Here is a 24,672-nt window from a genome sequence, read left to right as displayed (position 1 = left end):
TCCCATTTTTTTCTGTGTCTTCAACCGGAAAACAGCATCCGGAAGAATTATTCGGAGTAAAACTTAACCCCAATAATAACCTCAAAAAACGTGACTTGTCGCGTGAGCTATCGATACTTGTATCGTTGCCTTACGTGACTTGTCGCATCAGCCAACGCGACAAGTCGCGTTTTTTAAGCCAACAAAGGCCTCAATTCACCATCAATTATAGTACATTCATACTTTTCATCGATGCATTCCAGTTGTCCTCACATGCTCCTCAAGCAATCAATCCACAAAAATCTCCAATTCCACAATAAGAAAACACAAAACAACAATCAAACTTCACTTTTTTCTCATCACCTACCTTATTAATTCTGATAAATATCTACCTTTGTAAATCTATAGACTAACATAATTTCTATTCGTCCCTACGCTTTATGGCAAAAGAAAAAACAATCTATATCTGTACTAATTGCGGACAAGAATCCCCTAAATGGGCCGGTAAATGTCCTGCATGTGGACAATGGAATACTTTTGTAGAAGAAGTTGTACGCAAAGAGACACCCGTAGCCAAACATGTAGCACGTGGTATAGAATCCGTTCACTCAAAGCCACAGTATCTGAAAGAAATTGTATCGAGCGATGAACAGCGTATCAACATGTACGATGAAGAGCTCAATCGCGTATTGGGTGGAGGACTAGTGCAAGGTTCACTAACTTTGATTGGAGGAGAACCCGGTATAGGAAAGTCCACCCTTGTCTTACAAACGGTTTTACGTTTAAAAGACAAAAAGATACTTTATATCTCGGGAGAAGAAAGTGCCCGCCAACTCAAACTGCGTGCAGACCGCATTCCACACCCCGAAGAAAATCATCTTCAAATTGCATGTGAAACCTCTTTAGAACAAATCTTCACTCATATAAAGAACACTGCACCCGACCTAGTTATCATCGACTCCATACAAACTATTTCAACGGAAAGCATTGATTCTTCTCCAGGCAGCATTGTACAAGTACGTGAATGCTCAGCCTCTATCCTTAAATTCGCAAAAGAGACGGGAACTCCTGTCATACTAATCGGACATATTAATAAAGAAGGAAGCATTGCCGGCCCTAAAGTTTTGGAACACATTGTAGATACTGTTCTCCAGTTTGAAGGTGACCAACATTATATGTACCGCATTTTGCGAAGTATTAAAAACCGCTTCGGAAGTACGGCCGAATTAGGTATCTACGAAATGCGACAAGATGGATTACGTCAGGTAAGCAATCCTTCCGAACTATTACTTACTCAAGACCATGAAGGAATGAGCGGAGTCGCCATTGCCTGCGCAGTAGAAGGCATCCGTCCTTTCCTTATCGAAGTACAAGCCCTGGTGAGCACTGCCGCCTACGGAATGCCTCAACGCTCAGCGACCGGATTCGATCTGCGCCGCATGAACATGCTTCTGGCTGTACTCGAAAAAAGAGTAGGTTTCAAACTGGCCCAGAAAGATGTATTTCTGAATATAGCAGGAGGACTAAAAGTAAACGATCCGGCTATCGACCTGGCAGTCATCAGTGCCATCTTGTCCAGCAATATGGACACTGAAATAGAAGCTGGAGTGTGCATGGCAGGAGAAGTAGGATTAAGTGGAGAAATACGTCCGGTCAACCGTATCGAACAACGTATCAGCGAAGCTGAAAAACTCGGATTTACCCGTATGCTTGTCCCCAAGCACAATTTACAAGGATTGGATAGAAAAAAAATAAAAATCGAACTTGTCCCTGTCCGGAAAGTAGAAGAAGCTTTCCGTCAGCTGTTCGGATAACTTCATCTCAAATATGATAAACGAATACCAAATAAGAGTACTGCCAGAACAGGCAGCAAACGAGCAATCGTTAAAACAATATATCGGTCGGGAGAAAGGCATCGATATACGTACCATCCATGCTATACGCATATTGAAGCGAAGCATTGATGCCCGCCAACGTACAATCTTTATCAATCTGAAGATTCGTGTGTTCATCAACGAAGAACCAACCGAAACAGAGTATATTCCTACAGAATATAAAAATGTATCAGACAAGCCATCCGTCATTGTTGTAGGAGCAGGCCCAGGAGGTCTCTTTGCAGCCCTTAAACTGATAGAACTTGGTCTGCGCCCCATCGTTGTTGAACGAGGAAAAAATGTACGCGACCGAAAAGAAGACCTTGCAAGAATCAGCCGCGAGCATAAAGTAGACTCCGAATCCAACTACAGTTTTGGAGAAGGAGGAGCGGGTGCATACTCTGACGGGAAACTCTATACCCGCAGTAAAAAACGTGGAAATGTCGACAAGATATTAAATGTATTCTGCCAACACGGAGCAAGTACCTCTATTCTGGTAGACGCACATCCTCATATCGGAACAGATAAATTGCCCCGCGTCATCGAAAATATGCGCAACACTATTCTTGCTTGCGGAGGTGAAGTACATTTCCAGACCCGAATGGATGCTCTGATTATAGAACACAATAAAATCATAGGAATTGAAACCCATACAGGACAAATCTTTAAAGGTCCCGTAATTCTCGCTACAGGTCACTCGGCAAGAGACGTATACCGCTGGTTATACTCCCACCAAGTACCTATTGAAAGCAAAGGAATTGCAGTCGGAGTTCGTTTGGAGCATCCATCTGCTTTAATAGACCAAATACAATACCATAATAAAAACGGAAGAGGAAAATATTTGCCAGCAGCCGAATACAGTTTTGTACAACAAGTAGACGGCAGAGGGGTATACAGTTTCTGTATGTGTCCGGGAGGTTTCGTTGTTCCGGCAGCCAGCGGTCCGCACCAATTGGTAGTAAACGGAATGAGCCCCAGCAACCGTGGTACAAAATGGAGTAACTCTGGCATGGTAGTAGAAATTCGCCCTGAAGATCTGCTCCACCCCGACCTTCAACTGACACTTGGAGAACTGATACCCGGTTCCGAACTGGCACAAACAGAAGCCCTTATCCAGGCATCCGGCAAACAAGAAAAAGATAATCTTCATGTTTTGTCTATCATGCGATTCCAGGAACAATTGGAACAACTATGCTGGCAACAAGGCAATATGCGCCAAACAGCCCCTTCGCAACGAATGGTAGACTTTACTCAAAAAAAACTGAGCTATGATCTTCCTAAGAGTTCGTACAGTCCCGGACTGGTTTCTTCTCCTTTACACTTTTGGATGCCCCCTTTCATCAGCGAACGTCTGAGCAAAGGTTTCCAACTTTTTGGAAAAAGTTCAAGAGGATTTCTAACCAACGAAGCAGTTATGATTGCCGTAGAAACACGCACTTCTGCTCCTATACGTATTGTACGTGATACTGAGACCTTACAGCATGTGACAATCGAAGGTTTATTCCCTTGCGGTGAAGGAGCAGGTTACGCAGGTGGTATAGTCTCAGCAGGTATTGATGGAGAACGTTGCGCAGAAGCCGTTGCAGCATATTTAAGTTAAAGTTATGATAAACAAGACTCCCGAAATAGCAATAATCGAGCCGAACACACTGACAGCATTAGGACTACAGACCATTCTGGAAGAGTTGATTCCTGATGCTATCATCCGTGTGTTTCCAAGCTTTGCAGCTTTGATAGATGATACTCCCGATATGTATGCTCACTATTTTGTGTCTATTCACATATATTTTGAGCATACCTCTTTCTTCCTTGAACGCTTTCCCAAAGCAATTGTATTGTCCACCAACGAACACCCTCTACTCAAAAACAACATTCCCAATCTGAATATCAGTCTCCCCAGAGAGCAACTGATTCTATCTCTTATGCAATTGCATACCCATGGACATAACTCCTCTCAACACCCCCATTCCTCTGCGTCTCCAGCAGAAGAACACGAATTATCCCCCCGGGAAATAGAAGTGCTAATCCTGTTGACCAAAGGATTTATCAATAAAGAAATAGCAGAAAAGCTGAATATCGGGCAGACCACCGTCATAACCCACCGCAAAAACATTACAGCCAAATTAGGTATTAAATCCATTGCCGGACTGGCTATTTATGCCGTAATGCACGGCTACATAGAAGCCGACCGAATATAAGTGTAATAAAGTCTAAATTATTTTGATAGCCCACCGATTTTTCCGACATTTGCATAATGTGCTTATGATATAAGATGTTATGCAAAAATTTTTTATAACTATATATTTTCTACTGACATTACTACCCCTACGCGCACAAATCTTTCAATATATTGAAATGGAAAACGGATTGAGCAGCCGGCGGGTATTATCCATACAACAAGATCCACAAGAATATATGTGGATTTTGACTCACAAGGGAATAGACCGATATGACGGAAAACAATTCTACCACTATAAACTACAGAGTTCTAAAAGGGTCATGAATTTCTATCCGGATCTTAATACCCTCCATATAGATTCGGACAGCATCCTTTGGGAGTATGGAAAAGACGGCTATGTATTCCGTTTTAATGCACTCAAAGACTCTTTTCAATTAGTTTTCGATTTACACGATCAATATCCTCACCTAAAACAAACTCCTATATCAACAGTTTATTTTGATAAAAAGGATTATATCTGGTTTTGCTGTGGAAATAATATAATCCGATTCCATACAAAGACTAAGAAGTCGCAAATTTTATCGGAAAATATAAAAGAAAATATCATGGGTATAACCGAAGCCCAAAAGGGTATATTCTATTTTGCGACCAATAAGACTATATATAGAATTACTTTTTCCGATCAGAAGACAGTAACCAAAATAGAAAATGTGGATATAGGCAATATGCGCCTGATCAATTACATCTACTATCATCAGAATACCGACAAACTAATTATCAGTACTCTGATGAATGGTTTATACGTCTATACACCACACGAAAATAAAATCTGCAAATTAGAAAACACACTAAAAGATGTAGGCATCAACACCATTAAGCCATATAAAACCCCATACGAAGTGTTGATAGCCACAGACGGAGATGGAGTCTATAAATTAAATCTGAAGACTCACCAGCTTGAACACTTCTTAAAAGAAGATTACGAAAAGCCTAATAAAATGAACGGAAGCATTATCAAAGATATTTATATTGATAAAGCTCACCGTATATGGAATGTTATTTATCCTACAGGCATTACCGTATATTCTGAAAAATATCCTGGCTACGAATGGATAAAAGAGTCAAGAACAAACCAAAACTCTCTTATCGACGATAGAATAAATGCAATTTTACAAGACTCTGAGGGAGATACATGGTACGCTACAAGTAACGGTATCAGCTGCTTCGATGTCAGTGAAAAGAAATGGAAAAACTACCTCGCACCATCCAGTAAGGATACCCCCAATGATAATCGTATCTTTATATCCCTGTGTGAACTGGAGCCAGGAATTATTGTCGCCGGAGGATATATGTCGGGAACTTACCAAATCAATAAACGAACCGGAAAAGTAACATTCTCATTTCAGCCGGCAGTTACCAAAGGAGAAACTCCCGACAAATATATACGCAGCATTCACCGCGACCAATGTAACACAATATGGAGTGGAGGATTCTACAGCTTGCGTTCTTATAACTTACAAACCAAGGAAAGCAATCGGTACAATACAGCTTACCCTATTACTTGCATCAAAGATAAAGACGAACAATCACTTTGGATAGGAACTATCAACGGACTCTATATTTTTGATAAGTTGAAAAAAGAATTTATAACCTACGACAATCTTCCTAATACCGGATGCGTCAACTGTATCTATCAAACCAATGATGGCAGTAAAACCTATATCGGTACCTATGGAAACGGATTATTTATCTTCGATAATAAACAAAATACACATATCCACTACTATCAAGATAATAGTGGATTGATTACCAATAATATCTATTGCATTATTCCGAACAAACAGGGAAATCTGATTCTAGGAACAGAAAACGGACTGTCGCAGTTCGATACAAAAGAAAATTTATTCATCAACTGGACAAAAGAACAAGGTTTACTATCAGCTAATTTCAATCAAAATGCAGCTGTACATACGAATAACGGATATCTGATTTTTGGAAGCAACGAAGGAGCTATCATTTTACCAGACAGCATCACTTTTCCTCGTAACTTTTCTACACACATGGTATTCAATAATTTGAGTATCATGTATCAGACTGTATACCCTCAAGAAAAGAATTCACCTTTACAAAAGCCTTTGAACGAGACTTCTACCATTCAACTGGAATACAACCAAAACACATTTTCCTTCAATGTGTCATCTATCAATTACGATAATCCATCCAATATTTTATACAGTTGGAAACTAGAGGGCTTTTATGAGCATTGGACACAACCTTCTACTAACAATATAATCCGATATACCAACCTTTCTCCCGGCAACTATACCCTTAAGGTACGTTCCATCCTACTGGATAACAACCAAGTGTTAGAAGAACGTAGCATACAGATTATTGTAGAACGTCCATTCTGGTTCACATTTTGGGCTTTTCTGATTTATGCATTACTGCTCATTGGTATTGCATACGGCATCATGCGCTATCAAATTATAAAAAGAGAACGAAAAACATCTCAGGAAAAAATCAACTTTTTTGTTCATACAGCCCATGACATACGCACTCCACTGACATTGATAAAAGCTCCATTGGGAGAAATTCTTAAGAATGAGCAATTGTCGGAACAGGGATTAGTTAACATCAATCTAGCCATGCAAAATACCGATAACCTATCCAACCTGGCTAATAATTTGATGAATTTTCAAAAAGAAGAGTTATACAGTTCCAGTGTTATAGTCAGCAAGCAGGAACTTAATCAATATTTGCATACTTATCTTCTTCAATTTGAAAACTACGCCAAACAAAAGGGGCTTAACCTACAATATAAAAGTAATTTTGAGCACCTCGATGTGTGGATTGACTGCAATAAAATGGATTCTATTCTGCGCAATCTGCTCAGCAATGCATTAAAATACACACCTTCGGGAGGCAGTGTTACGGTAGAAGCTTCTCACACTAAAAACAACTGGACCGTCGTTGTAACAGATACCGGCATTGGCATTCCCAAGCAAGATCAGAAAAAATTATTCAAATTTCTGTTCAGAGGAAGCAATGCCACGAATCAGCTGATTACCGGTTCGGGGGTAGGAATGCTGTTGACCTATCGGCTTATTAAAAATCATGAAGGAAAAATCAGTTTCAATAGCACAGAAAATGTTGGCTCTTCCTTCCAACTGACTTTCCCTATCAAAAGCAACAATTATCAATACAAGAGTGATTCACTTCCGCAGGATGTGTCAAGCGCCTTATTATTACAAGAAAACATAGACCCTATTATCACTGAAAAAGAAAATTCAGAAGCTCCACTTATTATGATTGTGGAAGATAATAACAGTCTGCGCTCTTTCTTATTGCAAAGTTTGTCTGCCCAATATCGTGTTACAGGAGCCGAAAATGGCCAAGAAGCCATAGAAAAGATAAAGAAAGAACAACCAGATCTTATCCTTTCAGATGTGATGATGCCTGTCATGAGCGGAGAAGAACTCTGCAAAATAATTAAAAGCAATATTGAAACCAGCCATATCCCCATTATCCTGCTCACAGCATTAGGAGACCGGGAACATATTTTACGAGGATTGGAAACAAAGGCCGATATGTACATTGTAAAACCATTCGACCTTACCGTGCTGAAAGCAAATATCAGTAATGTGCTTGAAAACAGAGAACTTATTCGTACTCGTTTCCAACAAGTAAACCCATCCGTAACAGAAACAGAGAACGAAACGGAATTTCCTCAATTATCTAATCTAGATGATGAGTTTATGCAAAAAGTCACAGCCTTGGTCAAAGAAAAATTAAGTTCAGAACTGAATGTAGACATACTTTGTGCGTCCATGAATATGAGCCGTACCAGCTTCTATAACAAGATGAAAGCACTGACAGGTATTCCCCCTGCCGACTTCATCCGAAACATCCGAATGAAAGAAGCTGCAATTTTACTAAAAAGCAAGCAATACTCCGTGACAGAAGTAGCAGAAATGGTAGGAGTTTCTGATCCCAAATACTTCACCGATGTATTTAAAAAATTTTATGGGGTTCCTCCCAGCACATATATGAAACAGAATAACTGATTATGAATTTTTACATTAAATCATTCCTCATCTTCTTCCGCATTGGTATTTTTACCATCGGAGGAGGATACGCAATGGTCCCTTTGATAGAGACAGAACTTGTAAATAAACGAAAATGGATTTCACAAAGTGATTTCCTCGACTTAATGGCTTTAGCCCAAACGGTGCCCGGTATTTTTGCTGTCAACATAGCCATCTTCATCGGTTATAAACTACGAAAATTCTGGGGAGCTTTTTGGATGGCATTAGGAACAATCCTACCTTCTTTTTTCATTATTCTGGCTATTGCTTTATTCTTCCAGCAGATGAAAGACAACTCGGCAGTAGAGAGTATTTTTAAAGGGATCCGTCCTGCTGTGGTAGCCTTAATAGCTGTTCCCACCTTCAAAATGGCCAAATCAGCCCGTATCAACCGATATAATTTATGGATACCGGTTGTTTCTGCCCTACTTATCTGGCTGCTTGATTTCTCCCCTATATACATTATTATACTTAGCGGATTGGGAGGATACTTATACGGACGTTTCCAGAGAAATAAACAAAATCAACTAAAGGAGGAAAAATAAAATGATTTTCTTACAACTGTTTTATACATTCTTTAAAATAGGCCTGTTCGGATTCGGTGGAGGATACGCCATGCTTTCCATGATTCAGGGAGAAGTGGTAACCCGTTACGAATGGCTTTCTACTTCCGAGTTTACAGACATCATAGCCATCAGTCAGATGACTCCCGGTCCTATCGGTATCAATTCGGCCACTTATGTAGGATATAGTGCAGTAGTCAATGCCGGTTATTCGCACGCCATAGGAGTATTAGGTTCCGTATTGGCCACCTGTGCAGTAGTACTCCCCTCTTTTATTTTAATGATAACTATCAGCAAATTCTTTTTAAAATACCAAAAACATCCGATTATCGCTTCTGTCTTCAGCGGACTTCGTCCTGGTGTAGTCGGATTGCTGGCTGCAGCCGCTCTTGTATTAATGAATGGTGAGAACTTCGGAACAGATACCAGACAAATTATAATCAGTTGCATTTTATTTGCAGGAGCATTTTTAGCCTCCTACCGCTACAAGGTCAACCCCATTTTACTCATTGTAATCTGTGGTGCTGCAGGTTATTTCATATTCAATTAATTCAAGCCATTTATAACCATGAAACATACAATTTTTCCCCTTTACCTGATTTTATGTCTTCTACTTTCTGCCTGCGGAGCTCGGAAACAATCCAGTTCTCCGAAATCAGAAGGAGATACTCTGACACTGAAATATGCCAAAAACCTATGTATCGTCAAGTACAACAACTATACCCTTGCCACTCTTCGGAATCCGTGGGATACAACTAAAGTCTTACGCACTTACATTCTGACTGATAAGTCGAAACCTCAGCCTAGTTCACTCCCGCAAGGTACCCTTGTACAAGTTCCACTCTCACGTTCCCTCGTCTATTCTTCTGTTCATTGCAGCCTGTTAGACGAACTGGAAGCCGTCAATCAGATAAAAGGTGTATGCGATCTTTCCTATATAAGCATACCCTCTATCCAAAAAGGCTGCCGAAGCGGGAAAATTACCGATGCAGGAAACAGTATGAGTCCGGATATCGAAAAGATTATCGACATGCATCCGGATGCCATCCTTCTTTCCCCTTACGAAAACAGCAACGGATACGGACGGATAGAAAAACTGAATATACCTATCATCGAATGTGCCGACTACATGGAAACATCACCACTGGGGCGGGCAGAATGGATGCGCTTTTTCGGCCTTCTTTACGGATGTGAGCACAAAACCGATTCGTTATTTGCTCAAGTAGAAAAAGAATATTCCGATATAAAATCAAAGACTTCCTCCTTATCAGAACGTCCTTCCGTATTCAGCGAACTGAAAATCGGTTCTACATGGTATGTAGCAGGAGGCAACAGTACAACCAGCCGGTTCTTTGCTGATGCCGGTGCACGCTATGTTTTCTCCCAACTGCCACAAAGCGGATCGGTAGCTTTGTCGGCTGAAGTCGTTCTTGACAAAGCACAAGATGCTGATTTCTGGCTCATCAAATACAATCAGGATAAAGACAAGACCTATACAGAGCTAAAAAAAGAAGATGTATTATATGCACAATTCGAAGCCTTTAAAAACCGTCAGATTTACGGATGCAACACCCACTACATCCGTTTCTACGAAGAATCTCCTTTTCATCCGGAATATCTGTTGAAAGACTTCGTAAAAATCTTCCATCCAGAATTATTGCCAGACTACCAGTCACGCTATTTCCACTCACTCAACGAATAGACCTATGAACGTATACCCCTTAAACCATAAAGGATATACTTACGGCATCGCATTGTCTGTCGTGATTGTATTGCTACTTTTTGCCAATTTAATATTCGGTTCTGTCGATATTCCCTTCAGCGAGGTACTACGAATCTTGTCGGGAGAAACCTCAGAGAAAGCCAGTTGGAATTTTATCATTTGGGAGTCCCGCTTTCCACAAAGCATTACCGCCCTACTTTGCGGAGCCGCTCTTTCCGCCTCAGGCCTAATGCTACAGACAGTCTTCAATAACCCTCTGGCAGACTCATCCATCTTAGGAATCAGTTCCGGTTCCAGCCTTGGTGTAGCCTTGATTATGCTCACCGGAGGAGGAAGCATTACTGCCGGCACCTTTGCTTTGTCCGGATTTCTATCTGTCATAGCCAGTGCCTTTATCGGAGCCATTGTCATCATGGCACTTATTATCTTCCTGTCTACTCTCATCAAAAACAATATCATGTTACTCATCACCGGTATCATGATTGGATACGTCACTTCTTCTGTTATCTCGCTACTGAATTTTTTCTCTACAGCCGAAGGTATCCAGTCATTTGTCATCTGGGGATTAGGAAATTTTGGCGGCGTTTCTTCAGAAGTTCTTCCTTATTTCACACTCTGCATAGTGGCAGGACTTCTCATTGCCATTCTGCTTATCAAGCCCCTCAATGCCTTGCTTTTGGGTACACGGTACGCAGAAAACCTAGGTATCAATATCCGCCGCATCCGTAGTCTGCTGCTCATTGCTACCGGTTTGCTGACAGCTACTACCACCGCTTTTTGCGGTCCCATCTCCTTCATCGGACTGGCAGTTCCCCATATTACCCGGCTGATGCTGGGCACTTCCAACCACAATTCACTGATGCCCGTCACCCTGCTTACAGGCAGTGCCATTGCCCTGCTCTGCAATCTTATCTGCATCCTGCCCGGAGATGCCGGCATCATTCCCCTCAATGCAGTGACTCCTATTCTCGGAGCACCTGTCATTATCTATGTCATTATTAACCAACGGAAGATTCAATACTTTAACTAATGAAGCAAACAGAGATTGTCATCGAAGGAAAAGATGTAAGTATCGGATATCGACAGGGAAAACAAGAGCAAACGATACATAGCCGACTGAATTTCCAGCTTCGGCAAGGTGAGCTGACTTGTCTTTTAGGAGCCAATGGAGCCGGAAAGTCGACCTTACTCCGTACGCTTGCTGCCGCACAGCCGGCTTTATCGGGACATCTTCATCTCTTGGGAAAACCTCTATCCGAATATAGCGAGCGAGAACGTTCGCGCACCATCGGTGTAGTGCTGACAGACAAGACACAAGCCGGAGGACTTACAGTATACGAACTGGTTGCCTTAGGACGCCAACCTCATACCGGTTTCTTCGGAAGATTGCGTCAGGAAGATAAGGAGTTGGTTCATCATGCGCTTCATGCTGTAGGAATAGCCCACAAGGCACAATGCTATACAGCCGAACTCTCGGACGGAGAACGACAGAAAGTCATGATTGCCAAAGCACTGGTACAGGAATGTCCACTGATCCTACTCGATGAACCAACTGCTTTCCTCGATGTGGTCAGCCGCATTGAGATTATGACTCTGCTTCATCGTCTGGCTTCGGAAGAAAAAAAAGCCATCCTTCTCTCTACCCACGACATTGAGCAGGCTCTTGTTTTATCCGACCGCCTGTGGTTGCTGACGCGCGAAGAAGGCTTACAGTGCGGAGTAACCGAAGATTTGATTTTACATAATCGGATGGATAGTCTTTTCCCCCACGAAGACATCCGTTTCGACCTGATGCACGGTATCTACTCTCCTACAGTGAAAGGAGAAAAAAGAATCTACCTTAAGGCTGAAAACGAAACCTTACGCCACTGGACAGAAAATGCGCTGAACCGCAATGGTTATCTTTGTATGCCGCAAACGGAAGAAAAAGCCTTTCCGGCTTTGGAAATCCATTCTCCATACGATATCAAGTATACGGACGTAAATCACATCACCTGTCAGTTTCAGTCTTTTGAGGAACTACTGAAGGAAATTGCCTGTCGCTAAAATTCAGCGAGACTTGTTCCTTTGTCAGTTTACCTCAGGAAGAAAAAAGGAAACCATCCGACGACAGAAAATACTCCTCATGCAGTACTTACAAGTGAGTAGTGTACTCATCACTTGAAAAAAGTCCAGTACTCACAAGGAAAAACTCCAGTACTCACTTGTAAGTAGTGGCGGTACTACAAAAGCCATTTCTGGAAAACTCCTACATGGCCTGTAGTTGTTCCTAACAGAAGAGATACACACCCGCATTGAACAAGACTCAAGTTTCATTTGTTAACACAAAAAGTAATTCTACCTAAACACAAATAATTGATTATGATTACAGCAGAAAACATTTTACTTATCGGATCGATTCTTATCTTTTGCAGTATCCTTATCAGCAAAACAGGGTACCGCTTCGGGATTCCTACCTTGTTACTATTCCTGCTCGTCGGTATGCTTTTCGGAAGCGACGGACTGGGCATCCAGTTCAACAGTGCTTCTGATGCACAGTTTGTAGGGATGGTAGCCTTGAGCATCATCCTGTTTACAGGAGGAATGGATACCAAACTGCAAGAAGTGCGTCCGGTAATGGTACAAGGTATTCTGCTTTCTACCGTAGGCGTTCTGCTTACCACCCTGCTTACCGGTACATTCATTTTCTATATATCCGGATGGAACAGCACCAACATTGAGCTGACCTTTATGGTTTCTCTGCTGTTGGCAGCTACCATGTCGTCGACCGACTCGGCTTCTGTATTCAATCTGCTCCGTTCCCAGCGAATGAACTTAAAGGAAAATCTCCGTCCTATGCTGGAACTGGAAAGCGGAAGTAACGACCCTATGGCCTATATGCTTACCATCGTACTGATAGAAGTTATCAGTAGCGGTAGCGAGCTTAGCGCCTGGCACATCGGACAAGGCCTGTTTACACAGTTTGTATTTGGAGGAATTATAGGCTATGCATTCGGGCGGTTTGCCATCTGGATGATTAATAAGATCAACCTTTCCAACAGCTCTCTGTATCCCATCCTGCTGTTAAGCCTCATCTTCATAACCTTTACTCTGACTGACTTTGTAAAGGGAAACGGTTATCTGGCTGTATACATCTTGGGAGTAGTAGTAGGAAATGCCAAACTTGCCTTCCGTAAAGACATAAATACCTTTATGGACGGACTGACATGGCTTTTCCAGATAATCATGTTCCTTACCTTAGGATTACTGGTCAACCCACACGAGTTGCTCGATGTTGCCGGTGTTGCCTTGCTTATCGGACTCTTTATGATTGTGATAGCCCGTCCGGTCAGTATCTTTGCGTGTCTTCTTCCCTTCCGCCACATCAGCCACAAGGCCCGTCTGTTTGTATCATGGGTAGGATTGCGAGGTGCTGTTCCCATTATCTTTGCCACTTATCCGGTCATCGCTCAGATACCCGGCTCCAACCAGTTGTTCAACATTGTATTTTTCATCACTCTGTTGTCGCTGGTTCTGCAAGGTATGACTATAGCCAAAGTAGCTAAATGGCTGAAGCTTGATCTTCCGCAAGAAAAAGAAGGAAATGATTTCGGTATTGAACTGCCCGATGAAATCGATTCTCAGCTGCACGAAATAATACTGACCCCCGAATTGCTGAAATCCGGCAACCGCCTGGCCGATATGCATATTCCGCAAGGTACATTGGTCATGCTCATCAAACGAGGCAATGAGTTTCTGATTCCTAACGGACAAGCCGAACTGCATGCCGGCGACAAACTGCTTATCATATCGGAAAACAAGAGCGTTCCACAGGCTCAATAAATACACCATTAAAAAAGTGCCTCTTCGGGTAGTAACATTCCACCCAAAGAGGCACTTCCTATATCTATTCTTATCTCGAACCAATCTTTCGGATTATTCACCCGGCAACCGTCCGTTTTCTTTCCTTTATTTCTTCCGTTCCAGTTCCTGCAAACTTTCCATCTTCTTGGTTTCAAGGAACTCGTAAATACCACAAAGATGTTCTTTCACACGTTTGTTGCCAAACTCATACACCTTTGTTACCAGTCCGTCGAGGAAGTCACGGTCGTGTGATACCACAATCAGCGTTCCGTCGAAATCCATCAGTGCCTGCTTCAGAATATCCTTGGTCTTCATGTCAAGATGGTTGGTAGGCTCGTCCAAAATCAGCAAGTTGACCGGTTCCAACAACAACTTAATCATGGCCAGACGCGTACGTTCACCTCCCGAAAGCACTTTCACTTTCTTCATGGAAGCCTCCGGACTGCCAAACATAAATGCCCCCAGTAAATCGCGTATCTTGTTGCGGATTTCTCCTTTTGCCACATCATCTATAGTCTGGAATACCGTCAGATTCTCATCCAACAGCGAAGCCTGGTTCTGTGCAAAATACCCTATCTGTACATTATGTCCCAAAGTCAGTGTACCTTCGTGCTCTATCTCGTTCATGATACACTTCACCAGCGTAGACTTCCCCTCACCGTTCTTTCCTACGAAAGCCACTTTATCTCCACGTTCAATGGTCAGCGTTGCATTCTGGAACACTACATGATCTCCATAACTCTTACCAACACCTTCCATAATCACCGGATACGTTCCACTACGCGGCGAAGGAGGAAATTTCAGACGCAAAGCCGAAGTATCCTCTTCGTCCACTTCTACCAGTTCCAGTTTCTCCAGCATCTTAACACGGCTCTGTACCTGAAGCGTCTTACTGTATGTACCTTTAAAGCGTTCGATGAAATCCTTCGTTTCCTGAATCATCTTCTGCTGTTCCTCATACTGCTTCATCTGCTGTTCGCGACGCTCTTTGCGCAATACCAGATACTGCGAATAATTCACCTTATAATCATAGATACGTCCCATTGTCACTTCGATGGTACGTGTCGTAATATTATCTACAAACTTACGGTCGTGACTGATAACCACCACTGCCTTGGCACTGTTGATAAGGAATTCTTCCAGCCAGCCGATAGACTCGATATCCAAGTGGTTGGTAGGCTCGTCCAGCAACAATACATCCGGATTCTGCAACAACAGTTTGGCCAACTCGATACGCATGCGCCATCCCCCGCTGAAATCGCTGGTCGGACGGTTGAAATCTTCGCGCACAAAACCCAATCCCAGCAATGCCTTCTCTACATCCTCTTCAAAGTGAGTCATGTCGATGGCATAAAACTTCTCGCTCATAGCCGCCACCTTTTCGATAAGCGCCATATACGAGTCGCTTTCATAGTCGGTACGCGTAGCCAATTCGTTGTTCATGCGTTCAATTTCCTCTTCCATCTCCCGCAAATGCGCGAAAGCCTGCGAAGCCTCTTCGAACACCGTACGTCCGTCTTCTGTCATCAGATGCTGTGGAAGATAAGCTATGACACAATCCTTCGGAGCCGTTACCTTTCCACGTGAAGGCTGACGCACCCCTGCCAGAATCTTCAGCAAGGTAGACTTACCTGCTCCGTTCTTTCCCATCAGGGCAATGCGGTCTTTCTCGTTGATTTGAAAACTAATGTCGCTGAATAAGGTTGTTCCGCCAAACTCGACGGTAAGTCCATCTACTGATACCATATTTCTTTTTACGCTTGTTTTTAATAATGAGGTGCAAAGATAGTGAAAGGTGAGTGCAGAGGCAAATGGAAAACGAAGTTTTCAAGTTTGAACTATGCCGAGCCGTATCCTATCTTATGAAAAGATAGCGAAAGACGGGCGCAGTACCAAGCCAAAAGCTTGCTTTTGAGCAAAATGAATGCCGAGCCACATCCTATCTTAGAAAAGAAGAACAATTGCTATCCTCACCATTCATCTATACGACTATATTTATAAGAACCAATTTTCATAAACTGTAAATATTACATTATTCTTATATTGCAAAGGTATATTCAAGGCACAACAGTTTATGTTATCTCTACGTTATCTTTAGGTTTATGCTTCACTCATTAAGCATATTCGTTTCAATCCATTCCCAACATTTATCCACACCCTTCAACCTTTCATCCATAGACATTGGTATATGAAAATCAGGATATAAACAATCATCCTCATTACGGTTCACGTCAGGTCTCTCAAAGAAAGAGTGACTTATGTATCCCTTTGTACCTGTATATGGCAGTTCAACCGGCAAGACATCACCAAAGCAAGTTGGTTTCTGCGAAGTCGGAGTACCTACAGTTGGGAAAAGATGATTGTCCATTATAGTTGTAAGCAAATAGTTTGCACTGCTGAAGGTATTCTGGCCTTGTATGAATATTACTTTTCCTTCGAAACGATTTTTTATTTTCGGAAGAGAGTGTAAGTTCTCAAAATCTCCCATCGGAATAAGTTCTTCTGATTTACATTTACTGCAATCATAGAAATCAGGCATACACTTGAAAAGGAAATCTGATTTTCTGACAAATGTCTTATATTTTGATATGCTGTCCGTATCAACGCCAAAATATTGGAGAAGCTGGTCACCAAGCATACTGTTCCCTCCACCATTATAACGCATATCAACTACCAGCTTCCATATTTGGTGCTGCTTTATATCGTAATCCATCTTATCTATAAAGTCAAAAAATGACGGTAGAAAGTTCAGATAACTATTCTCAACTTTGGTACCCGTAATCTGACATAGTTGTAAATACGACTGCAAATCATACATCGCATTAAATTGCAGATAGCATTTATCATCAATTATCTGATAGGAGAACAAATCATCACGCTTCACGGTAACAGGATAGGGAGGGAACTTCACCTGATGCCATCCGGAACGATTCTCTGTTTCCGACTCAAAAAGTAGACTATTTCCATCGTGAAAGCCAAGACATACTCCCTTTGAAGTATCTACTCCTATCTGATGCAGAAATGCTTTGCGATTCAGATAAAAACCCCATAGCCCTGCTTTTACTTCATTCTCCGAGGGCATTGCTTTACGCATAGCCGACCTGATATTTTTAACAGGTATACCATTGATGGAAACAATCTCTTTTCCCGTGAAATCAGGATATTTTGAATCTATGGCATACAGATAAAAACAACCTTCATAATATCTTATCTCAAAAGGATAAATTAATCCACCTTCAGGGATGATATAAGTATGCGCATCTTCAAGTATGGCTAACAGAGAATTTAAGGCAAACTGGAAGTGCTGCAAGTCTTTCACATCTTTCATTTCATGACAAACTTTCTCTGCCTGTCTTTCAAATCTGTTGAATCTCTCAGGATTAACTATACTGACAGGATGAAATAACCTGATAAAACGCAACAGATTCATTACCTCATTCTGATATTTATTGTAACTTTCATCATAGAAGGTTACCGGTATTTTATGAAAAGTATTATTGTCCATCATGATATCATTTTTTACATATTACTGTTTTCCCTATTTAATATATCCTGCTCAATCTCATCAATTGATGCCTGAATATATCTTTTCCGGATGGCATGAGCATCCAGGAAATCAATCTCATCACACAGTTCATGTAACGTATTGATAAGATGCGATGATATTATGACAGTCTTCCCTTTGTCTTTCAGTTCGCGTATGATTCTTTTAAGTTGGATGCATCCGTAAAGATCTACCCCATTGAAAGGTTCGTCAAGAATGTACAGGTCATTTTCCTGAAGGAGCAGGGACATCAGTGCAAGCTTCTTCTTCATCCCGGTAGAATAGTCCGAAGCGAATCTTTCCAATGGCAGTTGAAAGACTTTATTCAAGGAATCTATGGCTTTAGCATCCATCTTCTTCCCTTTGGCCTTAATGCAGAATTCAAGATACTCCTTTCCTGTAATAAGCGAGTAGAAGAAGCTTTCAGCAGGCATATAACCAACGACCATCTTGGATGACTTCCTTATTTCACCGTCGTAATCGGTTACCCCCATAATGCAATTGAAGAGTGTAGTTTTCCCGGCTCCGTTTTCTCCCACCAGTCCGTAGATTTTTCCGGATTCGTAAGAAACGGAAAGCTTGTCAAGCACTCTTGTCTTACCGTATGACTTGCTCAATTCTTTTATATATATCAGTTCCATATATGTTTATATTTTTTCTTGACTGAAAGTGTAAGGCCTATATTCAAAGCCAAATAAAGAATCAGTACGACTGGGGTTATAATCGAAACTAAAAACAAGGGCAACGGGAAAAGCAGCCAGTATATTCCCATTACTGTTTGTGTCTCAAAGGAGAATCTTGCCATGCCCATATTCCACTGGTATAACAATGTCGAAGAAAACAGTACAAGACAGAAAAGTATAGCTTCAGTATCGTGTCTCAACACAAGAATAAGTACAATGAGTGGGAACATGGTTATAAAGATATTCCTCAGCCCTGATTTGACCAGTATCAGCTGATACATTCCGAAACTGTTATAGACAGAGAGTTCATGCTTCGGTGGCGTCACCATATATGCAGTTCCCTGAATAGCTCCCCACAATATCAGACATACTTTACAGAGATTGATATTGTCATGCAGTACTCCCATGAAAGACAGAAAGAGCAATACCGCATACAGTGGTACTTGTTTCCGGAACATCCTTCTATACAGCAAATCCCCACTGCATAATAAGGGTATAGGCAGAACTATAGAATGAAACCTGACAGGGTGAATCCACGGCATAACTACCGCAATCAGTATGATAACCGGTAAAGAAATGTAATTTGCAGCAATTATCCCCGAAATAATAAACGGTAAACCGAGCAATAAATATTCTGCCGTAAACAATCCTTTGATTCCATGCACCTGTAAAGACAGAAAACCCTTGTCTTTTCTACTGTTATGATACAGCCAGAGCATAAGCAGATAACACACTGACAATACCCATACACTCGTTACTTTCGTAAAAGCATAAAACAGGATGGCAGCAATACTGATAAGAAACAGACACCGGAACGGTCCGATGCCTGCAAGTACACGCACAATCTGTTTTGAGCGCAGATTCAGATAAAGTGAAATGCTTTCTTCCATAATCTCAAAAGTGACTCTATCCTTCAGATGCAGGAAGTTCGGCAACCGAGGCATCTTCCTCACTTTCCTCTGCCAGTTTTCCTTGTAAGCGTGCAGAAAACTTCTTCTTCGGAGTTATACCCAGTCCCTTCAGCATCTCTGCCTGACGGATAACATTTCCCTTTCCGGTAACCAATTGTCCCAAGGCATTCTCGTAGGCCGAAGAAGCTGTCTTCAATGTATCCCCTATCTTCTCAAACGTATCGGTGAAGCCCACCAGTTTTTCATACAAAGCCGTACCACGCTTCACAATATCCTGAATATTCTTTTCCTGATATTCCCGCTTCCACAAGTCGAGTGCCAGGCGCAGCGCAGCAATCAGATTTGTCGGACTCATCAGTACCACCTTCTTCTGATACGCATAATTCCACAGGTTGGCATCGCTCTGCAAAGCCAGTACATACGCCGGCTCGTTCGGGATAAACATCATGACAAAATCCAATGAAGATACATTGTATTTAGAATAATCTTTCCGGCTCAATTCATCAATATGCGCCTTTACAGAAGCCAGATGTGCTTTCAAGTATTGCTCCTGTTCTGCCTTGTCCGTACTGCCTATATAATTTACATAAGCGGTGAGAGAAACTTTCGAGTCAATAATCACCTGACGGTTATCCGGATATACCACCAGCACATCAGGCTGCATACGTTGTCCGTTCTCATTACGCAAAGGTTCTCCGTTCTCGTCTTTCAGAAACTCCTGACGGAAATATTCCTCCCCTTCTCTCAACCCCGAGTTTTCGAGAATTGATTCCAGAATCATTTCTCCCCAGTTTCCCTGTGCTTTCGAATCTCCCTTCAAAGCCCGGGTCAGGTTATTGGCATCGTCACTAATCTGCTTGTTCAGCAAAACCAACTCTTTAATACGGTCTTCCAATGAAAAGCGTTGTTTCGACTCCTTGTCGTACACTTCCTCCACCTGATGCTTAAACTCTTTCAGATTCTCCCCAAACGGTTTCAGCAACGAAGCAAGACTCTCTGCACTCAGCTTGTTGAAATTTTCCGTTTTCTGCTGAAATATCTTATTGGCTATATTTTCAAACTCCAGATTAAACTGCTTATGCAAAGCCGCCACTTCTTCTTTCTGGCTCTCCAGTTTCTCTTCAAGTGCTTTTTTCTCTGCCTTAACAGTAGCCAGTTCCTGCTGCGCATCATTGTACTCCTGCTGCAAGTGCTGTATCTGTCCGGCCTGCACAGCCTGCTGTTCCTTTCCGGCAGCCAGCAATTCCTGCATATGCCCCTGCTGCATTTGCATCTGCTCCTGTTGCACCTGTATCTGTCCACGAAGCGTTCCTATCTGTCGTGCAGCCCACAGGTATCCCATTACGCCACCCAGTATTAATCCTAACACTATATATATTACCATATCCATTATTTTTTCTCCTTCTTATATCCTTGAATCATAAAATAAATACCTATTGCTACAAAAGGAATACTGAGCCACTGTCCCATATTCAGCATCATGCCATCCTCAAAGCTTTCCTGATTTTCCTTGATAAACTCTATGAAGAAACGGAATACAAAGATGGTAGTCAGACACAAGCCGAAGAAAAATCCCCGATGCAAATGTTCCTTCTGGGTACGATACAGATACCACATCAGCAAACCGATACAGAAATAAGCCAACGCCTCGTAAAGTTGTGCCGGATGACGGGGGTGCATATCTACCCGTTCGAACACAAAAGCCCAAGGCATATCCGAGGGAAGACCTATAATTTCAGAATTCATCAGATTGGCAATACGGATACATCCTGCTGTCAACGGAGTAGCCAGTGCGATGATGTCTGCCACATCCAGAAAGTGCATCTTCGTCTTCCGGCAATACAAAACCAATGCTATAATCAGCCCCAACGTACCGCCATGGCTTGCCAACCCTGCATAACCGATAAACTTCCATCCTCCATCGGGCAAAAAGCGTACGGGAAGTATTATCTCTGCCAGATGTTGAGAGAAATAAGCCCAGTCGTAAAACAAACAGTGCCCCAGACGTGCTCCAACAAAAATACCTACCACACAATATACAAACAGCCGGTTGAAGTCGTTCTCCGACAAACCTCTTGCCTTGAACACTCTTCCTGCTACTACCAGAGCAGCTGCCAGTCCAATCATCCAGAACAGGCTATACCAACGAAGTCCAAAACCCAATACTTGGAAAATCACCGGGTCGGGATTCCAATGAATCTGTGCTAACATATTATTCTATTTTAAAAATCCGGTATAAAGATACTGCTTTATCGGAAAACAGAAGAGTGCCTACTTACTTTATCCGAATTTTTACACAATGAGGCAGTCTGTTTTTTTTAGTTCTGTATACAACATGAGCAAGTTCTATAACCTTTTTGCACCAATCAGGTTTTTCGAAAAGAAAGTAGAAAAAATTCTTTTCCAACAGCCTCAACAAAAGACTGGAATTTTTATATATGTTTGTGGAATTAAAAATCATCTTTCACAAACAATCATTAGCAAAAATAATTGAAAAATAATTCTAAAAACGGGTACCCGATTCATCGTGTCATTCGTATTTATATCAAACATTAAAAATTGACTTTATGAAATTAAGATTGACACCTATTTTAGCCTTTTACCTATTGTGTACCTCCTATTTGAATGCACAGACTACTGAATCTATCAATATAGAATTACATAATGTTCCAATGGCTGAAGCCTTGAAAAACATAGAAAATAAAAGCGGCTCTCATATTTTATTTTACTATAAAGATATAGAGCAATTTAAAGTTTCATGCGACTTAAAGGATGTGTCCTTCGATAAAGTAATGGAATTCATATTATCCGGAAAACCACTTACCTGTAAGAAGGTAAATGACAACACTTATATCATTAAAAAAGGAGATACTGCTAAGGAAGAAAAAGAAAGAGAACATATATTGTCTGGAGCTGTAAAAGATTCTTTGAATATTCCAGTAGAAGCTGCAGTTGTAAGTATAATAAATCCACAAACAGGAGCTTCATACAATCAGTGTATAACCGATACAAAAGGACAATTCAAAATTAAGGCAAAAGGAAGAATTCAATTATATATAAACTGTTTAGGATATTCTCCTTACTTAAGTTCTCCTTTTCTGATAAAGAAGGATACTGCATCAAATATCATGTTACGGTCATCAAGTATTATGCTTGAGGATGTCCTTGTTATAGGAGAAAAACAGACACCATCGATACGTGTGGTAAATGGCAATACGATTTTCTTTCCCAAAAACAGTGCTACATTGGCTGGAAGTTCAGCTTTGGAAGTCTTAAAGAAAACCCCAGGTGTATTTGTTGACGGAAATGATAATGTGAGTATAGGAGGCAGAAACGGTGTCTTGATTATTTTCAACGGGAAGCCTACATACATGCAACAAGAAGAACTTGTTTCCATGCTCAAATCGATGTCATCCACATCAGTCACTTCCATAGAGGTAATAAACAATCCATCTGCACAATATGATGCTGAGGGATCTGGAGGTATTATCAACATTAATACTCAAAAACAACCGACAGAAGGCTACTCTTTTTCTATGAATAATGGCATTTCCTACTGGAAGAACCTCCGTCAGAATACAGAACTGTCATTCAGCTACACACAAGGCAAATTCAGCTTGATGGGAAACTATCATCACCAGTTTGGCTATTATGACTTAGACTATGGAATGCATCGTATACAATCGGGGAAAGATTACTATAGTCCTACAAAAGATACAGATAAGCGTAAAACCATAGCTGGTAATCTCGATTTTGAATATCAAGTAAATGACAACAATACAATAGGCGGACAACTTACAGCCAACACTCTTTTTGGACCAGGACGGACAAACACAATTACAAAAATCAGAGATTTGGAAAGTAACACTTTGGAGCAAATTCTTTATGCGCAAAACGAATATTATATGCAAAAAGGTAACAGATATGGAGCTAACCTTTATTACATTTCTACCCCCAAAGAAGGAGTTAAATATACAATAGATGCCAATTATGCATGGTTCGACGGAGGATCAGGAAACTTACAACCCAATACATATAAACTCCCGAATGGTGAAACAACAAGCGATCTTCTATATAAGTCAGTCAATAGCAGGAATATTCATATTTATGCTTTATCGTATAACCAACAACATAAAATCGGATCTGGTGAACTTAAATCCGGTATCAAGTATTCCCACGTCAATGCTGATAATGGATATAAGTTTTTTGAAATAAAGAATAATGAAGAATATATTGATGCTACACAGTCTAACGATTTTACTTATAAAGAACAGATACTGGCTGCTTATCTGCTTTATTCGTACCCAATCAACAAAAGATTAAATTTGGAACTTGGACTGCGAGGTGAACAAACTTGGTCTGACGGCCGTCTATATACAATAGACAGATTGAATGACAAAGATAACAAACGCAATTATTTCAATGTGTTTCCTTCTGTAAATCTTAACTATCAGATTGGTGAAGAGCAATCTCTTTCAGTCGGATATGGCAGTCGTATTGATCGCCCGGCTTATCAAGACCTGAACCCTTTTGAATATCTGTTGGATGAATTATCCTATTGGAAAGGAAACCCATTTCTTTCCCCACAAAAGACACATAGGACTTCCTTTACATACAATTATAAACGCAGTTCACTTTCTGTAGCTTATACATATATGAAAGACTATAAGGCACAGATAACAGATACATTATCTACCAATAAAGTAATAATGACACCCAAAAACATAGGTAAACAACAGCAATTATCTCTGACTTTTAATCAAGGCCTCACCCCTTTTTCATGGTGGGATCTAAACTTAAATCTTATTGGCTACTATGTAAATAAAGATATCGCTTTTGATCAATACAGAGAGTTTAAACAAGATGCATTTGCCGGTATTTTCACAATGATGAATACATTTCGTCTTCCATGGAAAATACAATTTGAACTAAATGGTTCATACATTACCAAAAGACCGGGTGCTTCCAATGAAAAAATGGATCCAAGCGGTTATATTGATATGGCTTTAAGCAGATCATTTATGAAAAAAAGACTGACCGTGAACCTCTCGCTTACGGATATGTTCTGGACAAGTAACTGGAATAGCTACAGCTCTTTCAGCGGTTTCCAACTTTGGAACTGGGGAAAAGGAGAATCAAGACAAATAAAATTGAATATATCCTATCGCTTCGGAAAGGAAAAGAATAGAACTCATGAGCAAGATTTTAAAGAAATAGACCGATTGTAAATCTCTATTTTATCCATTAAAAATAAATTTCCTTTTAGGACTATCTTCATTCATGGACTA

The 24,672-nt window shown here is 41.1% G+C and carries 18 protein-coding genes; 12 read left to right on the top strand and 6 right to left on the bottom strand.

Annotated features, from left to right (window positions below):
• The 11 genes from O6P32_RS04520 to O6P32_RS04470 all read left to right on the top strand — a co-directional run.
• On the top strand, positions 1-299 hold a 299-nt coding region (locus O6P32_RS04520), incomplete at its 5' end, for a hypothetical protein (protein ID WP_269877027.1).
• Between the two features lie 120 nt (positions 300-419).
• A complete protein-coding gene (radA, locus tag O6P32_RS04515; RefSeq protein ID WP_178266346.1) occupies positions 420-1,793 on the top strand; it encodes a DNA repair protein RadA in 1,374 nt (457 codons plus the stop codon).
• A 13-nt stretch (positions 1,794-1,806) separates the two neighbouring features.
• Entirely contained in the window at positions 1,807-3,453 is a 1,647-nt protein-coding gene (locus tag O6P32_RS04510; RefSeq protein WP_269877026.1) for an NAD(P)/FAD-dependent oxidoreductase, read from the top strand.
• Between the two features lie 4 nt (positions 3,454-3,457).
• Complete coding sequence (locus O6P32_RS04505; RefSeq protein WP_269877025.1) at positions 3,458-4,051, top strand: response regulator transcription factor; 594 nt, start codon at positions 3,458-3,460, stop codon at positions 4,049-4,051.
• Positions 4,052-4,130: 79 nt separating this feature from the next.
• Positions 4,131-8,096, top strand: coding sequence for a response regulator (locus O6P32_RS04500; protein ID WP_269877023.1), 3,966 nt, complete (start codon positions 4,131-4,133; stop codon positions 8,094-8,096).
• Between the two features lie 2 nt (positions 8,097-8,098).
• Positions 8,099-8,662, top strand: a complete 564-nt coding sequence (locus O6P32_RS04495; RefSeq protein ID WP_178266350.1) for a chromate transporter — start codon at positions 8,099-8,101, stop codon at positions 8,660-8,662.
• Position 8,663: 1 nt separating this feature from the next.
• Positions 8,664-9,230, top strand: coding sequence for a chromate transporter (locus O6P32_RS04490; RefSeq protein WP_178266351.1), 567 nt, complete (start codon positions 8,664-8,666; stop codon positions 9,228-9,230).
• A gap of 18 nt (positions 9,231-9,248) precedes the next feature.
• Positions 9,249-10,382 carry an ABC transporter substrate-binding protein gene (locus O6P32_RS04485; RefSeq protein ID WP_269877020.1) on the top strand — a complete coding sequence of 378 codons (1,134 nt, stop codon included), beginning with the start codon at positions 9,249-9,251 and terminating at the stop codon, positions 10,380-10,382.
• Between the two features lie 4 nt (positions 10,383-10,386).
• A complete protein-coding gene (locus O6P32_RS04480; RefSeq protein ID WP_269877019.1) occupies positions 10,387-11,433 on the top strand; it encodes an iron ABC transporter permease in 1,047 nt (348 codons plus the stop codon).
• Positions 11,433-12,449, top strand: coding sequence for an ABC transporter ATP-binding protein (locus O6P32_RS04475; protein WP_269877018.1), 1,017 nt, complete (start codon positions 11,433-11,435; stop codon positions 12,447-12,449). Before O6P32_RS04480 ends, O6P32_RS04475 begins: the two co-directional genes overlap by 1 nt.
• Positions 12,450-12,761: 312 nt before the next feature.
• Positions 12,762-14,225, top strand: coding sequence for a potassium/proton antiporter (locus O6P32_RS04470; RefSeq protein ID WP_269877050.1), 1,464 nt, complete (start codon positions 12,762-12,764; stop codon positions 14,223-14,225).
• A gap of 126 nt (positions 14,226-14,351) precedes the next feature.
• Here O6P32_RS04470 and O6P32_RS04465 read toward each other — a convergent pair whose 3' ends face one another.
• From O6P32_RS04465 to lgt, 6 genes are all read right to left on the bottom strand, one after another.
• On the bottom strand, positions 14,352-15,992 hold the full coding sequence (locus tag O6P32_RS04465; protein WP_269877016.1) for an ABC-F family ATP-binding cassette domain-containing protein: 1,641 nt from the start codon (positions 15,990-15,992) through the stop codon (positions 14,352-14,354).
• A gap of 361 nt (positions 15,993-16,353) precedes the next feature.
• Positions 16,354-17,754 (bottom strand): S41 family peptidase, encoded by a 1,401-nt coding sequence (locus tag O6P32_RS04460; protein WP_269877014.1) that lies wholly within the window; start codon positions 17,752-17,754, stop codon positions 16,354-16,356.
• 11 nt (positions 17,755-17,765) lie between these two features.
• On the bottom strand, positions 17,766-18,431 hold the full coding sequence (locus O6P32_RS04455; protein WP_269877013.1) for an ABC transporter ATP-binding protein: 666 nt from the start codon (positions 18,429-18,431) through the stop codon (positions 17,766-17,768).
• On the bottom strand, positions 18,422-19,363 hold the full coding sequence (locus tag O6P32_RS04450; RefSeq protein WP_178266357.1) for a hypothetical protein: 942 nt from the start codon (positions 19,361-19,363) through the stop codon (positions 18,422-18,424). Before O6P32_RS04450 ends, O6P32_RS04455 begins: the two co-directional genes overlap by 10 nt.
• Positions 19,364-19,379: 16 nt before the next feature.
• Positions 19,380-20,774 carry a DNA recombination protein RmuC gene (rmuC, locus tag O6P32_RS04445; protein WP_178266358.1) on the bottom strand — a complete coding sequence of 465 codons (1,395 nt, stop codon included), beginning with the start codon at positions 20,772-20,774 and terminating at the stop codon, positions 19,380-19,382.
• The gene (gene lgt, locus O6P32_RS04440; RefSeq protein WP_269877012.1) at positions 20,774-21,595 is read right to left on the bottom strand and encodes a prolipoprotein diacylglyceryl transferase; all 822 of its coding nucleotides are present in this window, start codon (positions 21,593-21,595) and stop codon (positions 20,774-20,776) included. Before lgt ends, rmuC begins: the two co-directional genes overlap by 1 nt.
• Positions 21,596-21,951: 356 nt before the next feature.
• On the opposite strand from lgt, the gene O6P32_RS04435 reads away from it, so the two are divergent.
• Complete coding sequence (locus O6P32_RS04435) at positions 21,952-24,612, top strand: TonB-dependent receptor domain-containing protein (RefSeq protein WP_269877011.1); 2,661 nt, start codon at positions 21,952-21,954, stop codon at positions 24,610-24,612.
• Positions 24,613-24,672 lie beyond the last annotated feature (60 nt).

Source organism: Phocaeicola acetigenes (genome assembly GCF_027529745.1).
GTDB classification, from domain to species: Bacteria; Bacteroidota; Bacteroidia; order Bacteroidales; family Bacteroidaceae; genus Phocaeicola; species Phocaeicola acetigenes.
The sequence above is the reverse complement of the archived record's forward strand: the minus strand, read 5'-3'. Positions and strand labels throughout refer to the sequence as shown.

Coding starts and splice junctions, on each gene's coding strand:
- radA (WP_178266346.1), top strand. CDS start 420: ATGGCAAAAGAAAAAACAATCTATATCTGTACTAATTGCGGACAAGAA.
- O6P32_RS04510 (WP_269877026.1), top strand. CDS start 1,807: ATGATAAACGAATACCAAATAAGAGTACTGCCAGAACAGGCAGCAAAC.
- O6P32_RS04505 (WP_269877025.1), top strand. CDS start 3,458: ATGATAAACAAGACTCCCGAAATAGCAATAATCGAGCCGAACACACTG.
- O6P32_RS04500 (WP_269877023.1), top strand. CDS start 4,131: ATGCAAAAATTTTTTATAACTATATATTTTCTACTGACATTACTACCC.
- O6P32_RS04495 (WP_178266350.1), top strand. CDS start 8,099: ATGAATTTTTACATTAAATCATTCCTCATCTTCTTCCGCATTGGTATT.
- O6P32_RS04490 (WP_178266351.1), top strand. CDS start 8,664: ATGATTTTCTTACAACTGTTTTATACATTCTTTAAAATAGGCCTGTTC.
- O6P32_RS04485 (WP_269877020.1), top strand. CDS start 9,249: ATGAAACATACAATTTTTCCCCTTTACCTGATTTTATGTCTTCTACTT.
- O6P32_RS04480 (WP_269877019.1), top strand. CDS start 10,387: ATGAACGTATACCCCTTAAACCATAAAGGATATACTTACGGCATCGCA.
- O6P32_RS04475 (WP_269877018.1), top strand. CDS start 11,433: ATGAAGCAAACAGAGATTGTCATCGAAGGAAAAGATGTAAGTATCGGA.
- O6P32_RS04465 (WP_269877016.1), bottom strand. CDS start 15,992: ATGGTATCAGTAGATGGACTTACCGTCGAGTTTGGCGGAACAACCTTA.
- O6P32_RS04460 (WP_269877014.1), bottom strand. CDS start 17,754: ATGATGGACAATAATACTTTTCATAAAATACCGGTAACCTTCTATGAT.
- O6P32_RS04455 (WP_269877013.1), bottom strand. CDS start 18,431: ATGGAACTGATATATATAAAAGAATTGAGCAAGTCATACGGTAAGACA.
- O6P32_RS04450 (WP_178266357.1), bottom strand. CDS start 19,363: ATGGAAGAAAGCATTTCACTTTATCTGAATCTGCGCTCAAAACAGATT.
- rmuC (WP_178266358.1), bottom strand. CDS start 20,774: ATGGATATGGTAATATATATAGTGTTAGGATTAATACTGGGTGGCGTA.
- lgt (WP_269877012.1), bottom strand. CDS start 21,595: ATGTTAGCACAGATTCATTGGAATCCCGACCCGGTGATTTTCCAAGTA.
- O6P32_RS04435 (WP_269877011.1), top strand. CDS start 21,952: ATGAAATTAAGATTGACACCTATTTTAGCCTTTTACCTATTGTGTACC.